This window comes from Mesorhizobium ventifaucium (assembly GCF_935822925.1).
GTDB classification, from domain to species: domain Bacteria; phylum Pseudomonadota; class Alphaproteobacteria; order Rhizobiales; family Rhizobiaceae; genus Mesorhizobium; species Mesorhizobium ventifaucium.
The window spans coordinates 18,083-28,866 of record NZ_CAKXZS010000010.1 but is presented as its reverse complement, the minus strand read 5'-3'; the positions used below and the strand labels follow the sequence as shown (position 1 = coordinate 28,866).

Genomic DNA, 10,784 nt, shown 5'->3' with positions numbered 1-10,784 from the left:
GTGTTCGAGGCGCCATTTCGGACCATCTGCGCGCCCATGTTCTCGAACTTGTCGGAAAGTTCGATTTCCTTGGCGACGGTGACGCCGTCCTTGGTGATGCGCGGTGCGCCGAACGACTTGTCGAGGACGACGTTGCGGCCCTTGGGGCCGAGCGTGACCTTCACAGCGTCGGCGAGGATGTTGACGCCGCGCAGCATGCGCTCACGGGCATCGCGGGAAAATTTTACGTCTTTGGCAGCCATTTTTAGCTCCTGGCAGGGGCTTGAATTGAGCCCTAGGGTTTAAGTGACGGTGAGGCCGAGATTCAGCCGATGATGCCCATGATGTCGGATTCCTTCATGATCAGAAGGTCTTCGCCATTGAGCTTGACTTCGGTGCCCGACCACTTGCCGAACAGGATGCGATCGCCGGCCTTGACGTCCAGCGGGACGAGCTTGCCGGCTTCGTCGCGGGCGCCGGAACCAACGGCGATGATCTCGCCTTCCTGCGGCTTTTCCTTAGCCGTATCGGGGATGATGATGCCGCCGGAGGTCTTGGATTCGGATTCGACCCGACGAACGACCACGCGGTCATGCAGCGGCCGGAAATTCGACTTTGCCATTTTGGATATCCCTGGTGCGGAGGTTGAAAGGTTCTCCGTTGCCGGAGCGTGGTTAGCACTCGCCAGTGGAGAGTGCTAACGTGGCGCTGAAATAGGCTGTGGGCTCGTACTAGTCAAGACGGACGAGGGGACGGCCGAAGAGCAAAGGATTTGGAATCGGCGCGGAAGCCTCGCCCCCGTTACGGTGCATCCAACTGCCTAAGCGAGCGTTTCGGCCGTAAGCTCTGGGCCAACTTTCGTCTCTGTTTGGAATGTGAAATTATGTGAAATTAATGGCCGAGCAGTCGGCCGGAATCGATGGCCAGCCACACAGTCTTGAGCTTTTTGCAATTCATCATAACCTAAGTGGCATCGCCAAAAGGAGCGCTTATCGCAATCGATGGTCTTGCAAATGCCTGCCGAAGCGCCTGGCAATCCTAAAGCAAGGCGCTCGCAATTTGCTTGTTCGGTAGGTTCCGAACAGCAGGTCGAGAGGAATGCTCGTTTTGAGGACGATGTTTGGGATTTCGTGATCGAGGTGGATTGTTTCCGTGGTGAGGTTTGCGTCGGCGATTAGATAGACAAGATGGCGCGCCCGTCCAGTGCGCCTACCGCGCGAATCTCTCCCTTCACGAATTCCGCCGTGAACGCAGCGCGTTGAGCCGCAACGGCACCGGAAAGCCTTGACGATCATGCCGGGTACTTGGCGTGTGCTGCGATGTTGTAGGTGGTCACGCGGGCCTTGACGTCATTGCGACGGTAAATGAGCAGCGGGGACCGGGTGGGGGGCTTGGGGTTAGTCCCCGCTGCTTTGAGCTGCCTTCGCAGGGTGCAGTGGCAGCACAACTAAATAGTGACTGAGCGATGACAGGACCCAGACAGCGGAGCCTTGGGCACCCTGTCAGTCTTACACCGGCTAGTGCCGCCCCCCAAGGCCACCCGGGCGGGTGTCTCAAGAGTGCGGCCGGGGACGGACCTTCAAAGATTGCGACTTCCGTACCCCAGCCTACACTCCGGCCTGACGCGCGTGCCCACCCAATCTACCCCAGCGTCAAGCGACAGGTCATTAGTAGCCGATATAGATCGCCCCCAAATCGGCCGCTTGAGCTAGCTCGGATAGACAATTCGGGTGAGCGGGTTCAACGGGGTCAAGAGGAGGGTCGGAATATCCGGGCCAAATTTTCTTACGACCCATCGGATAACAGGCTCATGCGTGGCGCCCCCCGTGCCCCTTCGGTTCACCACACAGGCCCGAGCGAGACGACCGCCAGACGCCGAGAGGCTGCCCGGTGGCGGTACCTCAGACCGACATGAGCACGCGCTGGCGGGGCTATCCTTGTCCAGCGGTTGGAGTGCGGAGTGTGCGTAGGGCATACCAATCGGGTCGCCTACTTGCGGTTGTCGTCAGTGCAACGTAGCTACCGGGTAACGAAATGGGGGGGTCTATGTTTTTTACAAAGCTGGGGCGGGTCATTGCCTGGCTGTTATACCAACGGTCATGAGGATTGACCGACGTGAGCCCATTGGCGCATTCCGATTGAAGTGATGGTGGTTGGTTCGGCAAGGAGCTTTTGCCAGGCGTCGCAGGCGGCGTCGATGATGGCGTCGTAGGTGTCGAAGACGCGGTTGGAGAGCCAGTTGGCGCGCAGATACTGCCAGACATTTTCGACCGGGTTCAGTTCCGGTGCGCGGGACGGTAGGAAGATCAGCGTCATGTTGTCTGACATCGAGTTCCGGGGTCGTGTGCCAGCCTGCGCGGTCGAGCAGGAGCACGGCGTGCGCCCCCTTGGTGACATTGCGGCTGATCTCGTCGAGGTGAAGCTGCATGGCCTCGGTGTCGGCAAAGGGCAGCGCGAGTGCCGCGCCCATGCCGCGCGCCGGGCAGATGGCGCCGAACAGGTAGGCGCTCTTATAGCGCTGGTCGGCGGGCTGGCGGGGCCGCGTGCCGCGACGCGCCCATTGCCGCACGAGGCCGTTCTTTTGACCTACTCGAGCTTCGTCCTGGAACCATATCTCCACCGGCCTTCCTTTCGGCAGGCCGGCCAGATGGGCGCTCAGCGTGCGCGTGAAGTTTTTTTGTAAGCCTCGACGATCTCGCCGTCCTGCGCCGGGTGCCGCGGCCGCGCACTCATGTGGGCGAAGCCGAGCTCCTTTAGAAGCGTTGACACATAGCGTTCGTGATAGTCGACGCCGAAGCGCGCCTTGATGACCTTCTGGAGATCGACGCGCCGCCAGCGCACCACTCCGGTGATAGCCGGGTCCGGCCCGGTCTCCACGATCTCGGCCAATTCGGCCTTCTGCGCAGGCGACAGCCGCGGCTCCGGCCCGCTCCACCAGGCGTCCTTGAGGCCATCGGGACCGGCCGCATTGAAGCGGTGCACCCAATCGCGCAAGGTCTGGCGATCCATGCCGCCGATCGTTGCCGCATCCTGCCGGTTCATCCCGTCAAGCACTGCGGCAAGCGACAGAAGCCGTCGACTCTGGTTGGCGTCCTTCGAAACCTTGGCCAGTCGGCGAAGATCCACCGCCGAATAGTCCGTCCGCATCTTCACCGCTGATCCCCTGGCGCGAATCCTCCTGCGCGCCAAAGAATCACAGATCAGCTAACACCGGAATCCCGAAAAGAGTCAGGCATCAAAGCCGTTGGTACTATGTCGGGTGGCTCGGACGTTTGTGCAGGAAATATCCATGCTCCTCAGATGCTTGCATTTGCGGTCGTAGCTACCCGACATAGTCCGGCGGGGTAGATAGTGACGAAAGACGTGCGGCGTGATGCGATCGCGCCAGCCGATCCTGGGCTGCTGCTGAGGCGTGCTTGGCCAGGATGTAGGCTACGCCGTCGCGGGCTAGGGGCTGGCCGTGGCGGTTACGAAAACATGCCGCTGATCCTCGGCCGTCATGCTGTGCAGGCGGCGCAGTGCATCCGCCGTTTGGGACCATACCGGCACGAGCCGTTCATTGCGGCCCTTGCCCCGCAGACGGACCTGTCGTGGCGGCATGAGTTGCAGATCACCCCCACAGTAGGCGGGTCAGCTCGCTGACCCGCGCGCAGCCCACCTAATCTCCCGGCGTCCCGAATCAGCCGTTGCAATGGAGCCGACCACTGTGTCCTGAATCTGACATTGGTCTCCACAATCCCTTGTGCTTTGCAGGGAGCTTTTGGCCCTCACCGCTTTGGACGTTGAGGAAACCGATTGTAAATCAACTACCTAGCTGGACGTGCTCTCAGTCGGCACGTCGCTTGCATGGAGAAGCATATACATCAAATGCCAAATTGAGCGAGGCCAGAATGTCGCGTCAAATGAAGTTTGTAGCGTTTCTCATGGCGGGGCCAACTTGTCATCATCATGGGATGTGGCGCCATCCGCAAACAGAGAACAGGTTTCTCGACCCGGCGTTCTGGGAGACGCTGGCGCGAACGCTCGAGGCGGGGAGATTTGACGGGTTCTTCTTCGCCGATGCTCTGAGTTTTTATAACGAAACTATTATGGCGCGGGGCGGCCAGATGTCGCTGCTTGATCCTGTCCCGCTTGTCGCGATGATGGCGCGGGCGACGTCGCGCATTGGACTCGGTGTGACGATATCGACGAGTTTCCAACAGCCCTATGCGATAGCCCGCGTGCTTTCCTCGCTCGATGCGCTGACCGCCGGCCGCATCGCCTGGAACATCGTGACTTCCGCTATCGACCAGGAGGCGCAGTTTTTTGGCGAGGAGACGCTCCTGCCGCGCAGTGAACGCTACGACCGCGCCGAGGAGGTCCTGAAAGTGTGTCTCGACTTGTGGACGGGGTGGGCCGACGGCGCGCTCGTCTGCGACAAGAAAAGCGGCCACTTCATTGATGAGGCGAAGATGCGCCGCACCGAGATCGCCGGGCAACACGTCGGGGCAAGGGGCGTGTTCACCGTTCCGCCCAGCCCTCAGCGGCATCCGGTCATCATGCAGGCCGGTTCGTCACCGCGCGGCCGCGATTTCGCCGCCAGCTACGCCGAGCTTGTCTTTACGCTTCAGCATTCGTTGCCGGACATGCAGAAATTCTATGTCGAGATGAAGGGTCGCGTCGACAAGGCAGGACGGAATCCGGACGATTGCGCCATCCTGGTCTCGGTGGACCCGATCGTCGGCGAAACACAATCGATTGCCCGCGAGAAGCAGGCTTACATCAATGACTTGGTCGACCCTCGCCTCGCCATCCCCTTCATGTCGGCCCATACCGGACTCGATCTGTCGCAATACCCGATAGACAAGCCAATTAGCGATATTCCGGCAGAAGCCGGTTCTCGCGGCTCCTTTGATGTCATTCTTCAAGCCACAAAGGCCAGCAATCTCACGCTCGGCGAAGCGGCCAAACATTTTGCCATAAGCGAACTTTGCCCTCAAGTCGTCGGCACGCCCGAGAACGTGGCCGACGAGCTTCAGGGATTCTTCGAAAATGAGGGCTGCGATGGCTTCATCGTGACGCCTACCGAAATGCCGGGCTCCTTCGAGGCCTTCACGCGATCGGTCGTCCCCATCCTCCAGAAGCGCGGTTTGTTCCGCAAGGAGTATCCTGGCTCGACTCTGAGGGAAACGATCAGAGCGTAGCGATGAGGCATTTTTCTTTCACCTCCAAGCAAGGATCGCAGATGAGTTCGAATACCCTTTCGCATCTCCGCTTGTTGCAGCCACTCTCTTGCCAGCGCGAGGCTCCGCGGCTGGCTGGCCGGTACGGTGGCCTGCGGTGCTATTGATAGTCTTCGGCCGATGGTTTGGTTCGGCGCAGAGGGTTGGCCGGATGTATTTTGACGTTAGCCGATTTCGTCTCTGCAACGGCGGGGCAATCGATGAGATGGGATGGTGATCGTCTGGCGTTAGGACAGCGGAGTTTACTCCGCAGACCCCGGTTCCAACCCAAGTCCCTCAACCAGTTCAGAACATCTCTAATTTAATTGCCGGCTCCTTGAAAGCTCCATAGCGAAAGCCGTTGCCACTGACCTCGACACTTTGGCGATGCGGAGGGCCTAGACCTCGGAATGGACGACGAGTGAGACGTTCTCGGCCAGAAAGATTGCGCTCGCGCGAAGGAGAGAATATGCAGCACATACTAAAGCGCATTGCCGCCAAGATAACGCAAGCCGATATTAACCAGCAGTCTTCCGGAAGTTCCTGTATTGAACATAAGTTTGATCCTTACATTTATGGCGAGACAGTTCCGCGTCTTCCAGAAGACGACGTCTATGACGAAGTCTATCGGTTTATCGGCCACCCTGATGCAATGTTTCCAGACGGGGGCGGTCTAACAGAAAAGATCATCAAACCGAAGGGTCGCCTGCTCTGGAGCGACATGCCTGACATCGACCATAACGCGCAGATAACGGCGAAGGATATTCCAAAGGTTCTGGACGAATTTGGAGATTCCCTAAAGGTACTCTCACTTGACTGTTTCGATACGTTGCTATGGCGCAAGACAGCGACACCTAAAGACGTTTTTGCCGTGCTGGCCGATACTCCAATCGCGCGAAGGCTAGGGATAACTCCTCACCAACGAATTAGCGCTGCGGCGCGTGCCCGTCGAGCGATGCTTTTAGAGAACGGATCCAGGGAATTCGATATCGGTGACATCTATCGATCTTTTACATCACTCTCCAGTGAGGAACGGGAGCTATTGGCCGAGGCAGAAATCCGGACCGAAATGAGTGTTTGCTTTGCATTCTCACCGTACGTAGAACTGATCAGGCTGGCGCACACCCGTGGTATCAAAATAATCGTCGTGAGCGATACGTATTTGCGCGAAGACGAGTTAAGGCGTCTTTTGGCTCGGCATTTGCCTGCGGACGTCATGCAGTCAATCAGCAAGGTTTACTGCTCTGTCGATTATGGGACGTCTAAGAGCGATGCCCTTTTTCAGGTTGTAATCAAAGAGTCTGGGGTGCCTGAATCGCAACTACTTCACATCGGAGACAATGATGTAGCCGATGCGCAAGCGCCGCGGAAATTGGGCGTACGAGCGCTGCATTTCGTGCCGTTTGATCGTGAGGTCGCTGACTTCTTGCGCCTCCAGCACGCAGCATCATCGTTGATTGTACTCGATCAGGCAGCACCGGAGGCAGTCATTCTGCCATGCTATAGTCCGTTCCGCCCAGTGTTTTCTGTAGCAAATCTGCATCAGTACACGCCTGAGACACTGATAGGCTACATGTCATTTGGCCCGGCGCTATACGCCTATGCCCGCTTTCTTATGGACGAGGTGGAAGCGCTACAACAACAGGGCAAGCGAGTAAAGGTCTTCTTTTTGTTGCGTGATGCTTATCTTCTTTCAGCCGCGTGCGAAGCCTATGCGCGCAAGCCCGTTGGAAAGCTGGTACGAATCCGCAAATTCCATGCTATTGCCGCCTCTTTCAAAACCCGCGCCGATATCGATTATTACATCAGCGGGATTGAGCCCGAATGCGACACTCTTCATGCCATCGCAAAACAGCTTTTGCTTCCGCCTGAACTGACGGAATTGTTAATACGAGTCGCTCATCAATCTGACGATCCAAAAGCGGCGTTCCATCAGTTGCTGCACGACGATGATGTATTGGAGTTGATTCTCGGCAACTCGTTTGCTTTGCGCGCCCGTTTGATGCGTTATATATCGAAGGAATTGGAGATGGAGGACGGCGATACGATTGTCTTGGCGGACATCGGCTATAACGGCAGAACGCAAGACTATTTGTCTCGCACAATTGAAGGTGAATTTGATGTAGATATACTTGGACGATACGTGTTCGCCTCAGACGAACCTTACAGGGCCGTGAATAGCAAGGCGCTTATTACGTCGACATGGGATAATACGACTGTATTCGAGCAATGTTGTACGCTTAGGGAAGGAGCGGTAGTGGACTATGAATTGGACGGAGAGCCAGTTATTGCGGACATAATGCTTAGTGAGAAGCAGTATGAGAAGGTTGCCAACGTTCAAACTGAGTGCTTGCGATTCATTGATGATGCGAGGACGTTTTTTACCAAGTCTGATATGACGCACGAGTATTCTATGTTGCAGGGGGCCGCCCACGCGGCTCTATTCCGCAATGCCTACATGCCTGTTGAAGCGGAGTTGGCATATTTCAAGGATTTCCAGCACGACAAGTTTATGGGACCAGATCGCAAGAAGACGATCTACCATCTGGAAAGTGCTTGGAAGAATGTGAGGTGCCTGCCCTCACCCTATCGGCTGGGCGCATATGAAACGCGCGGCTTGGGGCTTGACTTCACATTCAGCGGCCTGGTGCAAAGAAGATTTCAACTTGATCTAGGCCCAGACGATATGAATGTGCGGTTTTCACCTCTGAAAGTCTCGATGGGGAGCATAAATGAGTCCAAAGTCTTCTTCCTTCGAGCACACCATCTGCATGACGGATATTTCTCTATTATGCTGCCATATGTAAGCGGCACCAGCGTGAAAATGCTCTTTGGAGAGGACTACGAATGGCTGCAAATCGCAGATATCCAACTTCTAAATAATGCGAGAAGCGTGTGTAAAAATGTGTCGAGTTCTCTCGATCTGGAAGAAATCAATCGAGAGGGAGAGATTTACCAGTGCCTGTCACAGGCGAGTGCCGGGACAATACGTCCCATTGATTTGCATCAGTTAAAAACACCGCATTACTTTCACGTGATCTTTCGCCCATTGGTTTCGAGGGCATCTGATTCCGCCGCGGAGGCCAGGCGCGTCGCAATAAAGGAGGAAAATCCATGCCGGCCGCGCAACGGTGAGTCACTGGCTCCGAATGGATTCGGAGGATAGCAAGTACGCCGGCGGCGACGATTGAACTGGCGGACTGTTCAGATCCTATGAGGAGTGGATAGCGACCGGCGCGGCGTTGTCACGTTGTTTGAAATTAGCCCGCCTGAGACCGATACCGCGCTTTTCAGGCAGGCCGTGCACTCACGGCTTCCCACGCGGCGATGGATTCGAATTTGTGCTGCGTAACGGTTGGTCTGGGAATGGGACGAAGAGATTTCGGAGAAGATCGACGAAATTCTGCAGAGGCGACCGACAGGAAACCCTGTCGCGTTCGTTCCCGTTTTCGGAACGGTAGGTGATAATTCTCCGCCTGGTTGTTCAAGCCTTTATGCAAGCGGTGTTCCACGTGCGGCATAAGCTGGCTGCGTCTTTCAGTAAGTCCCGGAACACCGTTGGAGTGCACCCCAGCTTGAGACAACGAAAATCGCGAACAGCCCCCCCCGCAAGGAGAGGAAACCGGGGCGTAGCCGGACGGTTACCATAAGAGAGAGCGGCCCGGGATTGAAGCATGGTCCGCAGTCGCTGGATCTATCGCAAGCTGATAAACTTCTGCGGCGGCATATATTGGAATCTCGTGTCCCAGACGTGTTTCGGCCTGGCCCGATGTTACCTGGCGCGGTCTCGACCGCCTCAAGGCCTATGTCTGTTTCAATAGTAATCTTGGATTATTCAATGTGGATTCCAGACCTTTCTAATTCAGTCGGCCCGCGATACAAGGCAATCATCGACGCGATTGACGGAGCCATTGCTTCGAAAGCCCTACAGCCGGGTGATCGTTTGCCGACGCACCGCGAACTCGCAGAAAAGCTCGGCGTCAGCGTACAGACCGTAGCTCGCGCTTACGCCGAGGCGGAACGCAAAGGACTACTCTCGGGCGAAGTGGGTCGAGGAACGTTTGTTCAGTATTTCAGGCCGGAACAGCGTGCGCGGTATTTCGCCGATAGCGAAGAGCCGAACGTACGGGACTTCTCAAACATCGTGCCGGTGCTCTCCGAAGTCCATATTGAGGTACTCAGGGAGGCGATGGTCGCGTCAGCCAAAGACGGCGCCATCCAGCGCATGCTCGAGTATCGGCCAACCCAGGGCATAGTGCAGCATCGCGAAGCTGGCGCCGCCTGGCTTGAGCGCAATGGGGTTCGGGCGAGTGCCGACAGCGTGATCGTAACGAACGGCGTCGCTCACGGGATCTGGACAGCAATGGCGAGCATAACCGAGCCTGGTGATGTGGTCGCCACCGAGGCGCTTGTGGACACGTCTATTACCATTAATGCCTCAATCCTCAAGATCAGGCTCCGCGGCCTAGCTATCGATCAGAACGGTATTATACCCGAATCCTTTGAAGAAGCCTGTGAGCACGAAAACATCAAGGTTTTGTGCATTACGCCCTGCTACAGTGCTCCCACCGTCTCCCTCATGGATGAGGCGCGTCGCGAGCGGATTGCCGAAATTGCGCGGCGGCATGATGTAGCGATCATCGAGGACGATGTCTTCGGTCCTCTAATACCCAAGCGACCGAAGCCCATGTGGTGTTTCGCTCCCGAACGCACATACTACGCGACGAGCTTTACGAAGTGCGTGATGCCTTCTTTACGGACAGGATTTCTTGCAGGCCCCATTCCGGCAATACCTCGTCTAATTTCACGCGTTCGCGCCACCGGATGGAATGCAAACATCTGGACCGCTGACGTTGCTGCTCGCTGGCTGCAGGACGGGACAATTGATCGGCTGATCGAATGGCAACGACAGAAACTCAAGACAAGATATGAGATCCTCAACCACATACTCGGGGCATTTAGCTATGAAGCGGAGCCATACGCGATGCATGCTTGGCTGACTTTGCCTGAACACTGGCGATCGACCCATTTTGTGAATCATGCGCGATCTCTGGGGCTCCTTGTCAGCCCCCCCGATCCATTCATCATCGGACGAGCAGTCGAACCCCATGCAGTACGGTTGGCACTTGGCGACACAAATAGAAATGACCAGGACTTCAAAGAGGGTCTTGAACGAATTGCGGCCCTCCTGCAAGAACATCCCGATCCAATGAGCATTTCGTACTGATCCAGTCAACTATGTCGCGCAAAGCAATCGTGGGCACACTGGAGAAGGCGTCGTTGGAAAATCGAGGCGCTAAGCTGGACCGTAAGAGAAGGATGCTCAAGATACTACAAGGTGAAAATGGCCCGGGTGGCCTGCCTTTCTCGTCGCTTAGCGACCCGATTCCTGTCGGTGAGCAGGATCGATCCGGTTATCGCCGGCGTCCTTCGAGATGGGGATGGCTGGCGACCAATGGGCCCTCATCCAAGATGCGGATCCGAGCGGCAAGCTGGTGAACCTCAACAACCGTCGGGTGCGAACGGGAACGATATAAGATATAATAGGTGCCGCCGATCGAGACGAGATCTGAAGGCGGGCATTGGCGACGGTGGTCGAGCCGG

Annotated in this window: 4 protein-coding genes and 4 pseudogenes; 4 read left to right on the top strand and 4 right to left on the bottom strand. The window is 56.7% G+C overall.

Annotation, left to right across the window (positions count from 1 at the left end; genetic code table 11):
• The 3 genes and pseudogenes from NMG70_RS33230 to NMG70_RS07795 form a co-directional block, all read right to left on the bottom strand.
• Positions 1 to 242 (bottom strand): annotated as a pseudogene (locus NMG70_RS33230) (TCP-1/cpn60 chaperonin family protein); the annotation flags it as partial.
• A 62-nt stretch (positions 243 to 304) separates the two neighbouring features.
• Positions 305 to 601: a co-chaperone GroES gene (groES, locus tag NMG70_RS07800; protein ID WP_254023998.1), complete on the bottom strand. Its 297-nt coding sequence runs from the start codon at positions 599 to 601 to the stop codon at positions 305 to 307.
• Between the two features lie 1,475 nt (positions 602 to 2,076).
• Positions 2,077 to 3,126 (bottom strand): annotated as a pseudogene (locus NMG70_RS07795) (IS630 family transposase).
• 635 nt (positions 3,127 to 3,761) lie between these two features.
• Between NMG70_RS07795 and NMG70_RS07790 the strand changes: the two are divergent.
• Both NMG70_RS07790 and NMG70_RS07785 read left to right on the top strand, forming a co-directional pair.
• A complete protein-coding gene (locus tag NMG70_RS07790) occupies positions 3,762 to 5,162 on the top strand; it encodes an LLM class flavin-dependent oxidoreductase (RefSeq protein ID WP_254023997.1) in 1,401 nt (466 codons plus the stop codon).
• Between the two features lie 487 nt (positions 5,163 to 5,649).
• Positions 5,650 to 8,346, top strand: coding sequence for an HAD family hydrolase (locus tag NMG70_RS07785; protein ID WP_254023996.1), 2,697 nt, complete (start codon positions 5,650 to 5,652; stop codon positions 8,344 to 8,346).
• Positions 8,347 to 8,470: 124 nt separating this feature from the next.
• Here the strand turns inward: NMG70_RS07785 and NMG70_RS33225 are convergent.
• Positions 8,471 to 8,713, bottom strand: a pseudogene (locus NMG70_RS33225) (IS6 family transposase); the annotation flags it as partial.
• Positions 8,714 to 8,854: 141 nt separating this feature from the next.
• On the opposite strand from NMG70_RS33225, the pseudogene NMG70_RS33220 reads away from it, so the two are divergent.
• Both NMG70_RS33220 and ehuR read left to right on the top strand, forming a co-directional pair.
• Positions 8,855 to 9,041, top strand: a pseudogene (locus NMG70_RS33220) (hypothetical protein); the annotation flags it as partial.
• Positions 9,019 to 10,407: a MocR-like ectoine utilization transcription factor EhuR gene (gene ehuR / locus NMG70_RS07775; protein WP_254023995.1), complete on the top strand. Its 1,389-nt coding sequence runs from the start codon at positions 9,019 to 9,021 to the stop codon at positions 10,405 to 10,407. The pseudogene NMG70_RS33220 and the gene ehuR, both read left to right, overlap by 23 nt.
• Positions 10,408 to 10,784: the final 377 nt, after the last annotated feature.

What these genes read in the sequence shown, in the direction of transcription:
- groES (WP_254023998.1), bottom strand. Translation starts at nt 601, where the DNA reads ATGGCAAAGTCGAATTTCCGGCCGCTGCATGACCGCGTGGTCGTTCGT.
- NMG70_RS07785 (WP_254023996.1), top strand. Translation starts at nt 5,650, where the DNA reads ATGCAGCACATACTAAAGCGCATTGCCGCCAAGATAACGCAAGCCGAT.
- ehuR (WP_254023995.1), top strand. Translation starts at nt 9,019, where the DNA reads ATGTGGATTCCAGACCTTTCTAATTCAGTCGGCCCGCGATACAAGGCA.